We start from the raw sequence: 17717 nt of genomic DNA, 5'->3' as shown, positions 1-17717 counted from the left end.
ATTTATATCGAACAATTTGAGGTTGGTTGCGCATCTATTGGGGCGGGTGGCACTACAGCATGATCCACATGCAGCGGAAGTTGCACGCATACACACAGCCCACCAGCCTCACGTGGTGTCAGCTTAAGCAGGCCATCGTGAGCATGAACAATACTTTTAACAATCGCTAAGCCAAGCCCAACGCCAGCATGACTCGTCTGGATGCGCTCGCTCCCACGGCGAAACGGCTCGACAAGTGTAGCAACCACACTCGGGCTAAGCTGCTCGCCGCTATTCTCGACCTTCAGCAGCACCATGTTGTGCTCGACGCTGGTTGTGACCGAAATCCAGCCCCGTTCTGGCAGATTATGCACAATTGCGTTATGTACAAGGTTCATCGTCACTTGCAGCAACAGCGCCGCAGAGCCGATGGTCGGCGCTAGCTCACCACATGTTTCAATGCTCAGGCCTCGTTGTTCTGCCAGTGGCAACAGGGTTTCAGTCGCTTCATCAGCAATCAGCGAGAGATCGACCGCTTCAGGCGTAAACGAGCGTTGATCGGCGCGACTGAGCATAAGCAAGGCTTCAGTTAAGGTGATTGCCCGCGCATTGACCGTATACAGCCGTTCGATCAGCTCGGTGGTGATGCGGTTTGGGTCGCTACGGGCTACATCAAGCAAGGTTTGGGTAATCGCCAAGGGCGTGCGTAATTCATGCGAGGCATTGGCTGCAAAGCGGCGCTGTTCGCCAACATGGGCTTCGAGCCGCACCAACATTGCATCAAAGCTATCAGCAAGTTCGCGAAACTCATCATTGCTGCCTTCTAAGCCAATGCGATGGGTCAGCGAACCGCTGGCAACCTTGCGGGTGGCATCGGTAATTCGCGCTAGTGGAGCCAGCATGCGACCAGCCAAAAACCAGCCGCCAACCAAGCCAAAGAGCCATAAGAACGATAAAACCGCAGAGGCACGCGGAACTGGCTCCCGCAACATGTTGGGAACATAGCGCCCAAGCACAGTAATCGCCGCATCAGGCACATAATAAAAGACTCCGATTGCCGCCACCATCAAAATTCCGGCAAAGATTAACAGGCCAGCATAGCTGATGGTCAGCTTGAGCCGAACGCTCAATCCATCTGGCCTAGCCACGTTCAGCTCCTTCATTTATGTCAATTCGATAACCAACCCCTGGCACAGTAGCGATCAGCCATGGCTCGCCCAGCCGTTTGCGCAAGCCAGAGACAGTAATCCGCACGGCGTTGGTAAACGGGTCTGCATGTGCATCCCAAGCCCGTTCCAACAACTCTTCTGCGCTTACAATTCCGCCCTCGGTTGCCACCAGCACCTCAAGCACCGCAAATTGTTTGCGGGTCAGCGCAATATAGCGGCCATCGCGATAGACCTCGCGGCGAAAAACATCAAGCCGCAAACCAGCCAGCTCGCGCACTGGTGGCCGATTGTGAGCACGCCGCCGATTAAGCGCGCGCAGCCGCAGCACCAATTCTTGCAATGCAAATGGCTTAGTTAGGTAATCATCAGCACCAAGTTCAAATCCAGAAGCCTTGTCATCAAGCCTATCGGCAGCAGTCAACATGAGAATTGGCATGCCACTGCCAGAGCCAACAATAAATTTGGCTATTTCATCGCCAGAAGGGCCAGGAATATCGCGATCAAGCACCACAATATCGTAGGGATTGAGATCTAATAACTCCTGTGCAATGTTGCCATCGCCTGCAATATCGGCGGCAATTGCTGCCAAACGCAAGCCATCACGTATCGCCTCGGCCAAATACGGTTCATCTTCAACAATTAAAACCCGCATGGGCAAATGCTCCTGTTCATTAATAGCGCACAGTATAGCAGCCCAACCATATCAGTAACATATCGAAAATTAGATACGTTCTGGCAACCCCAACCTTGCTACCCTAGTGCCATGATGTATCACAAACCAACCCAAAATCCAAGCCGTCGGATTATCTGGTTGCTGGTGATTCACGATCGCGGCGCTAGCAGCCTTTCCTCGCGAATGAGTGAACAATTTTCAACTATAAAACCCTGCTATTTCTAGCAGGGCTTGAGCGAAACAATAAACTAAGTTAGTCACTCTGCTTATTTATCTTCTACTAGCCATTGAGCATAAGCACGAATATCAATCATTGGTACTGTTGCTACATTTTGTAATCTAGCGATTAGTTCCAAGAGAAACGCTGTTGCTGATTTCTCACCTGTATTGAATGTATAACACCCAGCATCATCGCACGTAAAAAAACCATGAGCAGCTATACAACCAAAATCTAGGCGCTCATTATGGTCAATTGGTTTAAGTGCTTCACTAAGAGATTTACCAAGAGGTGGAGACCAATCACTATCAAAAGTTAGTATTCCTCCAAGAATAGGCAAAGGTTTCTTTGGCTCATACGTACCACCTGCATGTGGTATTGGTAGGCTTGTTCTGTGTAAAGTGCGAACGCTTGCTAACTTATCTTTAGCATATGCTACTAGAGAAGCATTGATTGTTTGCTTTGCCTCAAATACTCCATAAACACTCTCTGCAGGAATAATAAGTTGGCCTTGAAAATCAAATATGAGTGGCGTATATTGGCGATCAAATATTACAATATCTATCTGATTACTGAATTTTCCATTGCTATCAACAATATGACCTTTCTCAACTCTATATCTCTTTGGAAGGTATTTTTGGAATAGTTCTATCCATATTCCTTCGCTAGCATCCCCTTTTGTTGAGGGATGGACAAATGACTCGCGCGCTATAGCGAGTTTACGTTCAATATCCTGATGTAAATTGGATAGTAATTTGGATAGAGACCAATCGTTCATTTTACTATTTCACTCCAACTCGTGACAAAATATCGTACAGATAGTTATCTACCATATTTTACCTCTACCATATTGTATAGAACCCTAAGGTTTGTGTGCCAAAGTAGTACAGCCATTATTTTACTTGGCATACAAAAATGAGTCAATGTTATTCCGATTGGTTCTGTTGCCATCAATTGAAAAAAGTATTGCACAGTACGCTACTGATGCAAAATGCTTTATTTATAATTACTGCTATCGCTAATGTGCTATTAGCGTTCTCAAAAGCCTGGTAATCATTGATTGCAAGTGTATTATGAATTGGTTACTCGGGCTTAGTGAAACGAGGTGAGAACATCATTCTGTTGCAAATAAGCCGATCGGCAGCAGTCAACATGAGAATTGGCATGCCACTGCCAGAGCCAACAATAAATTTGGCTATCTCATCGCCAGAAGGGCCAGGAATATCGCGGTCAAGCACCACAATATCGTAGCTGTTGAGATCTAATAACTCCAGTGCAGTGTTGCCATCACCGGCAATATCGGCGGCAATTGCTGCCAAACGCAAGCCATCACGTATCGCCTCGGCCAAATACGGTTCATCTTCAACAATTAAAACCCGCATGGGCAAATGCTCCTGTTCATTAATAGCGCACAGTATAGCAGCCCGACCATATCGGCAACATATTCAAATTTCGATACATTCTGGCAACCCCAACCTTGGTACCCTAGTGCAATGATGTATCACAAACCAACCCAAAATCCAAGTCGTCGGATTATCTGGTTGCTAATAGCTGGATTGCTCAGCGTCGCAGCGTTTGGCGCATTCCGCAGCTTGCAACTTCGGATGCCAGGGTTCGACCAAACCGCGATTCTTGACGGCCCACCAACCGAGACCGCCCTGACCTTGCTTCCATCGCCGCAGCCAGCTGCTGCAACCGCAGTGCCAGCAACCGCCACGCCGCAGCTTGAAGCAACCAGCGAACCAACGCCACCCAGCGAAATACCCGCGCCGCCCAACGATCCGCCGCAGTTTGCCCAAGATGGCGAGATTGGGATTGCTGATGGCGTGGTTCCTGAGGGCACAACTGTGTTCGATAGCGATCTGCCAGCAATCGCCAACCTTGACCCAGCCCTGTTGCATGCGTTGCGCCAAGCGGCCAACGACGCTGCCGAAAATGATGTTGTGTTCTATGTAACCAGTGGCTGGCGATCGCCAGCCTATCAGAATCAACTGTTGCAGGAGGCAATCATTAATTATGGTTCTGAAGCTGAAGCTGCACGTTGGGTTGCTAGCCCAGCAACCTCAACCCACGTTGCTGGCTTAGCGGTCGATATTGGCCCCTACAAAGCCCTCGATTGGCTGATTCAGCATGGGGATAATTTCGGATTATGTCAAATCTATGGTAACGAAGTTTGGCACTACGAATATCGTCCAGAAGCAATTGAATCGGGCTGCCCAGAAATGTATCTCGACCCAACCCACGATCCGCGAATGCAACCATAAACTGAACCAACCAGCAGTTTGGAGGAGAAACCGTGGAAATTCTCAAGGTAAACTAGAGCAGAAGCCAAACGCTCCAAAATCTTATGCCAAGTTTATTTTTCTATGGGTTTCTTTGTTTAATCATAGTGATCGGTGTGAATTAATATGCCCAATACACTTGATACTAGCCTCAAATTGTTTTATGGCCTGACTGCGCTACTGGATGGGCTGCCACATTTTCAATTTCAATTTGGCAGGGTCGGCAGTTCTGGCTTTACCTTACTGAATACAGCTAGATTAAATGCAACAGGCTTGTGGCAAAGATTCCACAAGCCTGCATTTTCAAGCAATCGAAGCTTTAAACTTCGACCCGCGTGCCAATCTCAATAGTTGCGGTTGGTGGCAAGCTGAAAAAATCGGCAGCACTGGTTGAGTTTTGCAGCATAACTGCATACAGCCGTTCGCGCCAAAGCGCCATGCCAGGCAGCTGCTTGGTTGCAATCACCTTCGTGCGATTGACGAAATAGGTGGTTTGCTCGGGGTCGAATGGAAGCCCAGGGATAACAGCCTTGGCCAAGGCGTTCGGTACATCAGGATCTTCCATAAAGCCAAAGAAAATCGTCAAGGTCTGAAAGCCATGGCTGGCCTCGCCAAGCAAAAAGCGTTCGTGCTCTTCAACGTGAGGCACTTGGCGATATTCAACGGTCACCAGCAAAATATGTTGATGCAACACCCCATTGTGGCGCATGTTGGCCAATAACGCCTCAGGTGCACCATCACGCCGCGCACTGAGGAAAATTGCAGTTCCAGGCACCCGCACTGGCGGATCGTGAGTAATCCGGTTGGTCAATTCAGAAAGCAATTGATCGCTGCTGGCGCGTGCGGCCACCAGATGCTGACCGCGCTTCCAGGTAGTCATGATCGTAAACAAGACCACTGCAACCACCAAGGGGAACCAGCCACCATGCGGGATTTTGACTGCATTAGCAATCAAGAAGGCCATATCAATCACCAAAAAGAAACCAGTCAGCGAGCCAGCCTTCAACCCACTCCAACCCCAGTGTTCGCGGGCCACCACATAGAAAATAATCGAGGTAATTGCCATCGTCGAGGTGACAGCAATTCCATAGGCAGCAGCCAAATTCGATGAAGTTTGGAAGGCAATCACGACCAGAATACAAGCAACCATCAGCAACCAGTTAACCACTGGAATGTAGATTTGGCCATATTCAGTGCGCGAGGTGTGCAACGTGCGGGTACGTGGCAAAAACCCCAGTTGGCTGGCCTGCATCGTAATCGAAAACGCACCTGAGATCAGGGCCTGCGAGGCAATCACGGTTGCCAGCGTCGCCAGAATAACCAGCGGGTACAATGCCCATGAGGGAGCCATGCGAAAAAACGAATGCTCGACCGCTTCTGGCTCGCGAATGAGCAACGCCGCTTGGCCCATATAGTTAAGCAACAAGGCCGGCAGCACCACCACATACCAAGCAACTCGAATTGGTCGCCGCCCGAAGTGGCCCATGTCGGCATACAGCGCTTCACCGCCTGTCACCACCAAGAACACGCTGCCCAGCACCAGAAAGCCCTTCCAGCCGTTATTCTGAAAAAACTCCCAGCCATACAGCGGGTTGATCGCCCGAATGACGCCTGGCTCGTGAATAATATTGACGACCCCAAGCACAGCAAGCACCGTAAACCATAGCAAGGTAATTGGCCCAAAGAGTTTACCAACCAAGGCTGTGCCAAAGCGCTGAATCAAAAACAACCCAATCAAGATCAGAATAGTCAGCGGAATAATATAGGGTTCAAAGAAGTCTGTCGCAACATTTAAGCCCTCAATCGAACTAAGCACTGAGATCGCTGGGGTAATAATGCCATCGCCATAGAGCAGTGCCGCGCCAAAAACCCCCAACAACACGACCCATTTTTTACCGCTTGTGCCAATCTGTTTAATCGGCGTTGCCAACGCAGTCAGGGCCAAAATGCCACCCTCGCCGCGGTTATCGGCCTTGACGATAAAGATCAAATACTTAATCGTGACGACCGTGACCAAGGCCCAGAAAATCAGCGAGACAACCCCAAGAATATTGGCTGGAGTCAGCGCAAGGCCGTGACTCGCATGGAAACTTTCGCGCATTGCATAGAGTGGTGAGGTACCAATATCGCCGTAGACAATACCCAGCGCTGACAAGGAAAGCAGCGCAAGATAACGCCCGGTCGGCGCTGGACGGTGATGCGAGCCATGCTCATGATTGTGATCGTCATGCTGGTTGGCTGCCTGATCAAGTGGTTGCTTTGCCTCATGTGCCATAGATGGTTAACCGCCTTTAAACTGCGACATTCGTTCAGTCGCATAGCATAGCATATGCCACTAGCAAAAAGCAGGTGTTGCTAGCTGCAAGCCACCTGCTGCACATCGTTATTGCACAATTGCATTGCGAGCCATTTGCTGCAAAATAGCTTCATTTGCTGCATAGCCAGATTCTGGCACGAAGCTAACAATCACCCCCAAACTACCACCAGGGCCTGGTTTAACCGTCACAAAAGCCTGAATTTTTGCCTCTTGGCTCCGCACAACTCGCACAAATTTCACAGTTCCCTCAGAAGCATTGATAACATATTCGCGTTGGGTATTGGGTGCAGCCAAGAGATTAATCGTTTCCTCGATTGCCGCTTGAATCCCAGCAGCATCTTCGCTTTTGCCAATAACCTTGCGCGCCAAGATCCCTTGCTCACCATCGGTTGCGGTCGAGAAAAAGACCGCTAGGTCGTCACCAATCACATATTCAGTCCAAGCCTGTGGATGCGACACGCTCATATTGGTGTTGCTATTGCGGGTCAAAATCACACTACTTGGGTCAATGGGTGCGGTTGGCAAATCAATTGGGCCAGCAGGCACAGCCGTTGCATCAGCAACAACTGGTGGTGGTGCGCTTGGCTCAGTCACGCTTGTGGCCACAACCCAGCCGTTAGTGCCAAGATCGGCGGCGGGTAAATCGGTGTTGGCGCGCTCAGCAAGCCGAACGTTCCACCAAACGACGCCATTAACCTCGCGCGATTCGATATATTGCAGGCTATCGTTGGGGTTGATATTGCCTTTCGAGCCTGAGCGTTCATCTGGCTCAAAGCGTAAAGGCGTTGTTGCCAACGAGCGCCCAAGCGGCAAATTGGGGGTTGCGGTTGGAATCGCCGCTTGGGTCGCTTGGAGCGCCCGTTGGGTTGCACGGGCAAACATTGTGGGCGCAACCGCTGTAGCCGTTGCATTATTGGCAGCATTTTGCTCATCAAGGCTCTGATTCAGCAGCCAAACCCCATAGCCTAAGCCACCAGCAATTCCAAGCACTAATAAGGTTTGCAGCAAAACACCGAGTGGGCCTTGTTGACGCGGCCCCTTAGCCGAAAAGTTCGCATCCCAATCATTGGGGTCAATTTTACTTGGCACTGGTCGCCTCCCATGTGAACACTTGCACGCGCAACAGTATACGTTAAAAGTGCAAATTTGGGATAACAACCTGCGCCTACATGGCGAAACTCGGAGCTAACGTAGTGAAGTTTATTCCTTGCTAAAAGGTTCTTCGCGCAAATCAAGCGTAACTGTATCAAGCAATAGGCCGCGATAAATAATCCGTTCAACTGGCACATCGTTGGGCACAAGAAACACAATGCCACCAGTTACATGATCGTTTGGGGCAACCGTTACTGCCTCTAGTGGGCTTGACCAATAACTAAATGTTTCACTTGCATAGGCATAGGTGCGATTGCCTTTCATCACCATCGACACATCTAAGGGATTTACCATTACATCACGGTCGGTTGTGTTAGCAACCATTATCCCAAACGCAATATAGCGATAACCTTTGGGTGCATAGCTATAGCCAATTTGCGAAACATAGCGGAAATCATAGCCACAAACCCGAACCTCATCACTATCAGCACACCATGTACCTTGTGGTGGGGCAATGAGAAATTGCCATGTTGCATGGGTTTCTTGCGGCACCATGGCACTAATTGCAGGCTCAATGGTCAGTAATGAGCCACTGACCCAACCTTCATGCTGCTCGGTTTTAACCCGATACCACTGACTATCAGCCACGGTGAGTTGGCTTAGCAGGGTTAAAGGTGTATTTGCTGCGAGGGTTTCGATAATGTCAGCATCGGTCGTTGGAGCATTACGAAAATTCCCAGTTTTCGTCATTGTCCCGACCAATGGCACTGCGGTTGGGCTTGGTTTCGGTTTGGGAGTGACAGTTGGCGCGCTCCGTGACCCTGGTCTGGTGGTTGGTTTATATGAAGCAACAGAATAGTTTGATGAAGCCGATCGACTAGACGATTGCCCTGAGAGCGATAAGCCAAACCCAATACAGGCAAAAACGAGAACAACACTCAGAATCAACGAGAGGCATGAGATTGATTTTTTAGCTGGTCTTATGGCTGGTGCTTGCTGATAAATAACGGTTGGTTTCATCTGAACTGGATAATAACTGACTGGAACGACGGTTGCTGCTTGCTGGAGCGGATAGCCTAGCCCATGTGTTGGTGCTTGACCAAATGGCGGCAGCTTATGCGTCACCGTATTCGTCGCCAACAATGGTGACGCAACGGATTCCTGTAATTGCGAACGTCGCTGGAGTGCCTGTGGATGGGCAATCCCACCAAGCGCAACCATCAACTGGAGATAGCGCTCAATCACTGCGTATTCATTCCCAAATTCCTGAATCAAATAATAAATTTCGGCTAGCAGCTGATAATACATCCAGACATCAGCTTTTCGTGATTGCAATGAACTTGCTTCAATAATTGGGATAAGATCGAGCAGCATTTTTTCAGCTAAATGAAAGTCTTTGGTCTGCAACAATCCACGAATCGTATCACTATACTGACTATAATGTTTGCCTTGATACATGCCCATATAGGGTGTCGGATTCATCAGCCACCTCCAAGAAACAAGCTATATCACAACTATAGGTTGAGATATTGGTATTTCAAGCATACTTTTGTCCCTTGAGTGTCTAGCCTTCTCACTATTGTACAGGCATATAATTCACCCCAACAGCAACGTACTGTTGGGGATGTACCATCCTCACGTGGTTTATCAATCGATCGCTTGGCGGGCAAAGTGGTCGAGCATCTGCCTGAGGGTTGGGGTTAGGGCAACTGGTAGACGGTAGAACACATGCTCCTTACGGCCACCAATCGTATTGAGCGTCACATTCATCGTCGCATCTGCATGAAAGAAAAAACTTATACTTGCCTGCTCCATTCGTAAATTGTGCCGCCGTGATCGCGATAGGATCAAGGTGACTAAGGATTGGCCTGCCCGAAAAAGCCGATCATAGCCTGCATCTCGCAATATTCCGACAAAGCAATGCCCAATCGGGGCCATCGGCCAATCGAAGTTGGTGTAAAACACAGCCATGCGATCCCAGCTTACGATAAACTCGCCCTCAATCCCTTGCCCAACTTCATAGTAGCGCGCAAGTTTGCCGACTGAAAGCCACGGAAATTCCTGTTCTAGGGCGCTCGGTGCCGCCAAATCGATCAGCCAGCGCCGGAGCATTACAGCAAGATCAGCACTCTGGGTCACCGGAAATTGAAAGAGTGGGCAGTCATCCCAGAGAAAATGTGCGTCTGGCTGTTGATTGTGGCCATAAAATTTGATGCGACAACTCCGCGTGGGATTTTGTGCGACCAAATCATACGCTCGCTTACTGAAGGGTTGGAGATCATGTGTGAGGATTGCGCTTAGGGCGTGATCATGCTCAATAAGCTTAGCTTCAAGATCACCGAGGGCACGAATCTCCCGATCAATAAATTCGCCATGGGTATATAATTCAGCGCGATCAGCGCCATGCAACCATGCAGCAATTGGGCGATACATAGTATTATCGTGCGCTGTCCAACCTTCGGCAACAAGCATGTTGGCGTTCTGGAATCCGATCCAATAGGGCATTACATCCCTTGGATAAACGCTAATCGTGCATACGCGCTTTGCAATTTGGATAGTACATGACCAGTGCACACCCTTGCCTTGGATCGAGACGCTCACAGCGGGATCGGCTTCAGCAAATCGTGTTGTTAACTCAGCATAGACATATCGCGTAAGAAGCTCGTAATCATTAACACCAGCCATTGCCCTACCTCCCGATCAATTCAACATCTGTGGTGTTAGTATACACCGAGCTTAGGTTTGGTTTTTGTTGGTTTAGTTTAACAGTAACAGGGAAATTCTGCGAAACAGACATATTTGTATCAATATAAACTCAAGATGACAGTGCTGAATTCCTCGCGTAGAATGAATTGACCTGTAGAATTGATCGTTGGAGCATTGCCATGAACCGAACCGACCGTTTGCTCGCGATTGTGCTGGAGTTGCAGGCGCATGGGCGACGGCGCGCCGAGGATTTAGCCAAAACCTTCGAGATAAGTAAGCGCACTATCTACCGTGATATTCAAGCGCTCTGCGAAGCTGGCGTACCAGTGGTGGCCGCAGCAGGCCAAGGCTATTCGCTGATTGAAGGCTATTTTTTGCCACCCCTGCGCTTTAGCCCCGATGAGGCCATGATGTTGCTCTTGGGTGCCGACCTGATGGCAGCAAGCTTTGATGCTGAGTATCGCCAAGCGGCCCATGCAGCAGCACGTAAAATCGCTGGCGCACTGCCAGAGCAACAAGGCGCCGAGGTTAAATCGCTCCGCGCCACAATTCGCTTTGTGCCAAGTGGCGCGGCCAACCAGCACGAAACCAGCCTCTTGCCGCAACTCCGGCGCGCAATTGTAGCCAAACAACAAATCCGCATGATCTATCAAGCCCGCCATGGAGCTGCTGCACTTGAGCGCGAAGTTAATCCGTATGGCTTAATTCATACGGGCAAAAGTTGGTACATTATTGGGTTTTGTATGTTACGTCAAGCTATTCGAGCCTTTCGGATTGAGCGCATAGCCGAGCTACGGATTTTGAGCAGCAGCTTTGAACGCCCCAGCAACTTCAGCCTCGACGAGGATCAACGCAATGATCGAAGCTTACGCATCAGGGTGTTGTTTGACCATGAAAGTGCAGCCTGGGTGCGCGAAGAGCCGTCGTTCTATGCGGTGGCTCACGAGCCATGTGACGCTGGATTGCTGGTGACCCTGCTTGCCCGCAACGAACACGATGTTAGCCAATGGCTGCTCAGTTGGGGCGCCCATGTAAAGGTCTTAGAGCCAGATTCGCTGCGCCAACTGCTTGCCGCCGAAGTTGAACGAATGGTGGAAAATTACCAAAATACCAAAATGCTACTGACATAGGGTTGTCACTCAGCCGGGTTATGCTCAGCGCATATCGATTTTCAGGAGGACATATGCACAACGCAATTACTTGGTTTGAGATTCCAGCCACCGATTTTTCACGCGCCGTTGGCTTTTACAGCACGATCCTCGTGCAAGATATTCGCGAAGATGAGTTTATGGGCATTCCGCATGGCTTTTTTGCTACCGATCAGCGCGGCGTGGGTGGAGCCATTGTCGCGCCGCACGATGCAACACCCGCCAGTGGTGGCACCCTGATTTACCTCAACGCTGGCCAAGAACTTGAGCAAATCGTCGCGCGGATTGCCCCAGCAGGCGGCACGGTTGTGCTCGATAAAACTCCAATCGGCCCGCAAGGCTGGATGGCAATTTTTATCGATACCGAAGGCAATCGGATTGGCTTGCACCAACCAGCTGCCAACTAAAATAGCTACGCCACGCAGGCGCGATGATTAACTCATCGCGCCTGCAAATTGTCGCATGCTCCAAGCCAAAACCTCTCGCCAGCGAACGAGCGGTAAGCAACGCCCATCAGATTCTAGGCAAATAAAATAATCGAACGCAAACTATCAAGGGTCTGTTGAATCGCCTGCGGAATAATCCCATCATTGATAATATCGCTAACAATGGCACTAATATGTTGGTCGAGCGCTTGTTCATCGTCGTTCCAAATGTAGGGGCGTTCATGCGATGCAGGTCGGCCAACCACTTCGCGCATGGCAGTGTAGAGTTTGGCCGTCATGGGCGAAAGCGTTTCAAGCGCGTTATAGTGGCCAGCAATTTTATAGGTGCGTAAATCAACAGCTTGGACCCCAAAGATCAAGGCAATGGCAATATATTGTTGCAAAGTTTCAATTGTTTGGCGCGCCAAATTGGCCGAGCCAAAGCCTTGACTATTGATATTTTGATTAAATTGCTCAGCGTGAGTTGGAAAGCGATCAGCCAACGAGTTGCCCAAAAAGCCCAGCACAGGCATAATCGAGTTGCCCGAAATTTGCAAACCCTTGAGGCCCATATTGACTTTGCGGCTGGAATTGCCAACCAACGAGGCTGGCAAGCCATTATTGAATTGTGGCGAAACCAACAAGGCAATTTGCACATCAAGGTGTTTGGCCATCAGCCCCATGTAATAGCGCAATTGATCCATGCCAACGCCAATATACTGGCCGAGGAAATTGCCGCCGTGATAGCTGGCCTGATCTTCGGTGTTAATTAAAGGATTATCGTTGGCCGAGTTAATTTCAACTCGCAGATGATGGGTAATATAGGCCATACCATCGATAATTGGCCCCAAAAATTGTGGCAAACAGCGCAACGAATAGCGATCTTGAATCAAATCGCCCTCGCGATATTCGTGCCGTCCATCAAGCTCATCGCGCGATAACACCGAGCCATCGAGAATTTGCAACATATGGTTGGCGGCCCAAACTTGGCCAGTATGCGCTTTGTGGGCATGAATAAATGGGTGGAACGATTGATTGGTGCCTTGCAAGCCTTGAATCATCAGGCCATGAATATTTAAGGCCAAACCCAACAAGTTACGCGCATCATGCAACACATTGGATGCAATCCCAGTCATCACCGAGGTGCCATTCATCATTGCCAAGCCTTCTTTGGGCAACAATTGCATGCGCGGCAAATTTAGGCGTTCCAAGGCCGAGATACAATCCATCTCCTCGCCATCAAAATCAACCCGAAATGCTGCATCAGTACCCAGCAAAGCCCCAGTAATGCTTATCAATGGCACCAGATCGCCACTCGCCCCAATCGAGCCAAATTCGCGCACATGCGGCGTAACATTGGCATTTAAAAAGATCATCATGCGTTGAATAATTTCCAACCGAATGCCCGAAACCCCGCGCATATGCGAATTGGCCCGCAGCAACATTGCAGCCCGTACATCGGCCAAGGGCAATAATTTACCAGCGCCAGTTTTGTGATACCAAATGGCATTATTCTGCAAATCGGCGGCTTCTTCTGGCGAAATAACCACATCGGCCATGCCACCAAAGCCAGTTGTCACGCCATAGACTGGCTTGCTTGCTTTGACCGCATCGTTAATATAGGCACACGAGGCAGCAATTCGGTTGACAATATCAGGATGATCGCTAAGCCCAACTGAGGCATGATGGCGAGCTACCCGAACAACATCTTCAATGGTTAGGCCTGCTCCTGTTAGGGTTACTTGATTGCGCATAGGGTTCTCCGACGATGAATTGGTTGATAGTCGCTCTAACATTGTCCTAAGCCTTTCGAAGTTAGGCTCCTGCCTCGTTGCGTAAGAGCCGCTTTAACACTTTGCCGGTCGGGTTTTTAGGAATCGAATCAACAACCTTGATTGCGGTTGGCACTTTGAAACTCGCCATCTGTTTGCGACAAAAGGCGATAATCTCTTGAATCGTGCGTTGTTGCTGTGGTTTGAACACCACTTGGGCCTCGACCCGTTCGCCAGTGATCGCATCAGCGACCCCATACACCGCAACTTCCGCAATTTCTGGGAGTTGGAAAATGACATTTTCAACTTCAGCGGGATAAACTTTTAGCCCAGCAACATTGATCATATCTTTCAAGCGATCAACGATAAAGAGATAGCCATGCTGGTCTTTTTTGCCAAGATCGCCAGTATGAAACCAGCCATTGCGAATCGCTTGCTCGGTTGCAGCTGGATTATTCCAATAGCCGAGCATAACGTTTGGGCCACGGATAATAATTTCGCCAACCTGCTCGGGCAGCACTTCAACATCTGTTTCAAGATCGACGATTTTTATCTCAACATGCTCAATTGGCGTGCCAACCGAGCCTAATTGATAGCGCGAACTATGATTGTAGGCAGCAAATGGCGAGGTTTCGGTTAAGCCATAGCCTTCATAAATTGGCAGCTTATATTTTGCCTGCCAACGCTGAGCAATCTCGACTGGCAAAATGGCTGCGCCAGAGAAGAAATAACGCACTGGTTGCAATTGCTCAGGCTCGGTTTTATTCAGCAAGAGCAGGTAAATAGTTGGGACGCCAAAAAACATCGTCACCTGATCTGCTTGAATTGAACGAATAACCAGATCAAGGTTGAAACTACGGTGCAATACAATCGTTGCGCCAGCATTCAGCGCACTATTAAAAATTGCATTTTGGCCAAAACAGTGAAACAGCGGCACACATAATAATAATCGATCGCTGGATCGCATATCACAATAGCGATTTTTTGCCTGCATATTCGAAATAATATTATGATGCGAAAGCGTTACGCCTTTAGGAAATCCTGTCGTTCCTGATGAATACACAATTGCTGCTGGATCATGGGCTTGCATGGTACGGGCTTGATATTGATTTGAGGATTGTTGCATCATTTCAGCGAGACTATTAGCCAAATCATTATTACCAGTAAGCAACACATGCTTGAGGCTTGGGCATTCGTCGGTTGGAATCAGCTTGGCTAATTCAGGGGTTGTAATAAGCGCTGTGGCTTGGCTATCGTTAACAATAAATTGAATCTCTGCGCTCTGGAGTTGCACATTCAGCGAAACGGCAATCGCCCCAAGTTTAATAATCCCAAGGTAGCCAAACATAAACTCGGGAATATTGGGCAAGAATAACCCTACTCGGTCGCCAACCAGAACTCCAAGCTCGCTCAAGCCATTGGCAACTTGGTTGGCCAACTGGTCAAGTTCTTGGTAGCTATAATGGCGTTGTTCAAAGATCAGGGCGATTTGATTGGGAGTTTGGCGTTGGGCTTTTTCAAGATGTTGGGCAATATTCATCTGCTGGATGCTTCCCTTATAGCGTAATGGTTGGGCGGAGCCAACCTTCAAATCGAGGTGCAAGGCACAGCATAGGAGGCTCTTGATTGTGCTGGCAGCATGCCACAGCCGATCAGAACCTCGCTAACGCTGAACTCAAATGACAGTGAATATCTTGCGACGGCTGGGGAATCCAACCGTGCTGCTGGCACTGGTTACGAGGCAACCGTGCGGCTATTGGGTAATTTGCTTTGAATCAGTTCAAGCGCAGGCATCGCAGCTTCGAGCGCCCGAAATTCCGTGCCCATTTCAGTGACCCGTTGCTTGAAACTGGGGTTTTGAATGACATCGCTGAGCATTGTGGCGAGGCTTTCGGCCGACACTTTCGCCATCGTGCCCATCAAGCCCAGCCCATGGTAGACAACCCGCGCAGCATAGCCCGGTTGATCGCGGTTGCCAGGAAAAACCAGCATCGGCAAGTTGAAATACAAGCATTCCTTGACTGTGCCAACCCCGCCGTGGGTAATCATCACGCTGGCGCGCGGCAAAATTTGCTCCACAGAAGCCCATTGCAGTAGCTGAACATTGGCTGGCACGTTCTGAAATTCTTGGGCTTGAAATTTTGAACCAAGCGCCATAACCAACTGCCACTCAGGATGCTCGCGCAATGTATCGATGACGGTTTGAAAAAAGCGCCGACTAGACTTGTAGATATGGCTTTGGCTGCCTAAGGTGCAGAAAATCAGCGGCTTGCTTGGGTCAATCTGCGACCAATCAAAGGCTGCTTCTTGGCGATCAAGATCGATCGATGCTTCGCAGTAGAAAATACCTTGCTCAAGGCTTGGCCGTGGAAAATCAAACGTTTGGGGACAAAGCACAATTTCTGGAATCTCCAGCTGTGGCCGTAGCCGTGGAAACAAAGCAGCAGGCACAATCAGATCAGCTGGAAAGCCAAAATGGGTTGCAACCTTGGTCAGCGCTTTTTGAAAATTAAAGCCCACCAAGAGATTGGTTATTTTGACTGCAATGCCACTAAATTTCCAGGCCATGCTGGCCTTCGAAGGCGAGGCTGGGGTTGCATCGGGAATAATGTTGGTCACAACTGGCGGATAATTGGCTGCTTGAGGCAAATTGATATTAATGCTCAAACTCAGCACCGCAAGGCCCATATGCTGAACCATCAAGCTCAGCGGAGCCATAAAGCCGTCGATAAGACAGAGATCAGCGCCAACTTCAAGCAAACTGGCTTTGATCGAATTTTGCGGTTCAAGCACGGTTTGGCATAAGGCCCGATAAAATGGCGTATGCGAAACCTCTTTCAAGAAGCTTCTGCCCTTGGTTGTGGCAATCCGTTCAATTTGTTGGGGCCGAAAGCCGAGCGGAAATTCTTCTGGCAATAAGGCCAAATAGTCAAAGCCTTGGCTGCGAACATAGGCCTCAAAATCGGCCAGTGCCAAATAATACACCCGATGGCCTTGGGCTTTTAAGCGTTTGCCAAGCTTAAAACTAGGAATAAGATGGCCTTCTTCGGGAAACATACTGATCACAATTGTCGCCATTCAAACATGCTCCATGGTAGCGATTAATCAATCTGACAGAGCCGTCGAGCTGGATTGGCTACGCTTATTCGCGTTTTCGGCTACTGCGCTAAGCAACCCCTTGGCGGAAAGAACGCACAGCCCAAAAAACGCCCAAAAACGCTAAGACACCCATCACAAGATAGCCTTGCCACACCGCCGGATTGCTAAACTGGCCAATGAATAAGGCCCGTGAGGCATCAACCGCGTAGGCAAATGGATTAACACCAGCCACATTTTGAATCCAGTTTGGGGCTAAAGTAAGCGGCAAGGTAATGCCCGAGAGCAATAAAATCGGCAAGATCAAAAAGTTGAGCACCGAAGCCACCGCATTTTCATCCTGCAAAATCAGTGCAACAGCATAGGAGCACGACGAAACCAGCAACCCAAGCAGCACCACAATCAGCATTGAAAGTGCTACCCCAGCTGGATCAGCGCGCAGACCCATCAGCCATGCCACGCCAACCAGCACCGTAGCTTGGAGCAGCAACATCACCACATCGCGCAGCAAACGCCCAAGCACCAAGGCCAAGCGGCTTAGCGGCGTAACCCGCATGCGTTCCAGCACACCTGCGCGCAGCTCAGCAATAAAGCCAAACACCACGAACAACGAGCCAGTAATCCCCAACATCACCAGCAAACCAGGCGTAAAGACGCCAATTGAGCCGCCCTCGGGAAAGCCCTCTGTATTGGCGATTGGCTCTAGCAACGGGGCAAAGAGCAGCAATTGCACGATTGGCTGAAAAAGGCCGACAATAACCATCACTGGGTTGCGCATGGTCATGGTGAGATAATGATTAAACAGCAACCATGTATCACGAAGCGATTGCATTAAATATCC

Annotated in this window: 14 protein-coding genes and 1 pseudogene; 3 read left to right on the top strand and 12 right to left on the bottom strand. The window is 49.4% G+C overall.

The window, feature by feature from the left end:
• Positions 1–2: 2 nt before the first annotated feature.
• The 4 genes and pseudogenes from SE18_RS02055 to SE18_RS02040 all read right to left on the bottom strand — a co-directional run.
• Entirely contained in the window at positions 3–1127 is a 1125-nt protein-coding gene (locus SE18_RS02055; RefSeq protein ID WP_083469670.1) for a sensor histidine kinase, read from the bottom strand.
• A complete protein-coding gene (locus tag SE18_RS02050; protein WP_054532755.1) occupies positions 1120–1800 on the bottom strand; it encodes a response regulator transcription factor in 681 nt (226 codons plus the stop codon). The genes SE18_RS02055 and SE18_RS02050 overlap by 8 nt, the downstream gene beginning before the upstream one ends.
• A 287-nt stretch (positions 1801–2087) precedes the next feature.
• Positions 2088–2816, bottom strand: a complete 729-nt coding sequence (locus SE18_RS02045; protein WP_054532754.1) for a DUF6602 domain-containing protein — start codon at positions 2814–2816, stop codon at positions 2088–2090.
• 352 nt (positions 2817–3168) lie between these two features.
• Positions 3169–3420, bottom strand: a pseudogene (locus SE18_RS02040) (response regulator); the annotation flags it as partial.
• Positions 3421–3531: 111 nt separating this feature from the next.
• Between SE18_RS02040 and SE18_RS02035 the strand changes: the two are divergent.
• Entirely contained in the window at positions 3532–4302 is a 771-nt protein-coding gene (locus SE18_RS02035; protein WP_201783462.1) for a M15 family metallopeptidase, read from the top strand.
• Between the two features lie 337 nt (positions 4303–4639).
• Here SE18_RS02035 and SE18_RS02030 read toward each other — a convergent pair whose 3' ends face one another.
• From SE18_RS02030 to SE18_RS02015, 4 genes are all read right to left on the bottom strand, one after another.
• A complete protein-coding gene (locus tag SE18_RS02030; protein WP_083469669.1) occupies positions 4640–6595 on the bottom strand; it encodes a potassium transporter Kup in 1956 nt (651 codons plus the stop codon).
• A gap of 108 nt (positions 6596–6703) precedes the next feature.
• Positions 6704–7726, bottom strand: a complete 1023-nt coding sequence (locus SE18_RS02025) for a hypothetical protein (RefSeq protein ID WP_054532753.1) — start codon at positions 7724–7726, stop codon at positions 6704–6706.
• A 111-nt stretch (positions 7727–7837) separates the two neighbouring features.
• Positions 7838–9211: an SH3 domain-containing protein gene (locus tag SE18_RS02020; protein WP_054532752.1), complete on the bottom strand. Its 1374-nt coding sequence runs from the start codon at positions 9209–9211 to the stop codon at positions 7838–7840.
• Between the two features lie 165 nt (positions 9212–9376).
• The gene (locus SE18_RS02015; protein ID WP_152976526.1) at positions 9377–10234 is read right to left on the bottom strand and encodes a hypothetical protein; all 858 of its coding nucleotides are present in this window, start codon (positions 10232–10234) and stop codon (positions 9377–9379) included.
• Between the two features lie 380 nt (positions 10235–10614).
• Between SE18_RS02015 and SE18_RS02010 the strand changes: the two genes are divergently transcribed.
• Complete coding sequence (locus SE18_RS02010; protein ID WP_054532750.1) at positions 10615–11565, top strand: helix-turn-helix transcriptional regulator; 951 nt, start codon at positions 10615–10617, stop codon at positions 11563–11565.
• Positions 11566–11618: 53 nt separating this feature from the next.
• The gene (locus SE18_RS02005; protein ID WP_054532749.1) at positions 11619–11990 is read left to right on the top strand and encodes a VOC family protein; all 372 of its coding nucleotides are present in this window, start codon (positions 11619–11621) and stop codon (positions 11988–11990) included.
• Between the two features lie 113 nt (positions 11991–12103).
• Here the strand turns inward: SE18_RS02005 and SE18_RS02000 are convergent, their stop codons facing one another.
• The 4 genes from SE18_RS02000 to SE18_RS01985 all read right to left on the bottom strand — a co-directional run bounded on the left by SE18_RS02000 (position 12104) and on the right by SE18_RS01985 (position 17708).
• Positions 12104–13762, bottom strand: coding sequence for an HAL/PAL/TAL family ammonia-lyase (locus tag SE18_RS02000; protein ID WP_054532748.1), 1659 nt, complete (start codon positions 13760–13762; stop codon positions 12104–12106).
• Positions 13763–13823: 61 nt separating this feature from the next.
• Positions 13824–15320, bottom strand: a complete 1497-nt coding sequence (locus SE18_RS01995; RefSeq protein ID WP_054532747.1) for a class I adenylate-forming enzyme family protein — start codon at positions 15318–15320, stop codon at positions 13824–13826.
• 194 nt (positions 15321–15514) lie between these two features.
• On the bottom strand, positions 15515–16858 hold the full coding sequence (locus SE18_RS01990; RefSeq protein WP_054532746.1) for a glycosyltransferase: 1344 nt from the start codon (positions 16856–16858) through the stop codon (positions 15515–15517).
• 88 nt (positions 16859–16946) lie between these two features.
• Complete coding sequence (locus SE18_RS01985; protein WP_054532745.1) at positions 16947–17708, bottom strand: ABC transporter permease; 762 nt, start codon at positions 17706–17708, stop codon at positions 16947–16949.
• Positions 17709–17717: the final 9 nt, after the last annotated feature.

The organism is Herpetosiphon geysericola (assembly GCF_001306135.1).
In the GTDB taxonomy this organism is placed as follows: domain Bacteria; phylum Chloroflexota; class Chloroflexia; order Chloroflexales; family Herpetosiphonaceae; genus Herpetosiphon; species Herpetosiphon geysericola.
This window is presented reverse-complemented; position numbering and strand designations above follow the sequence as displayed.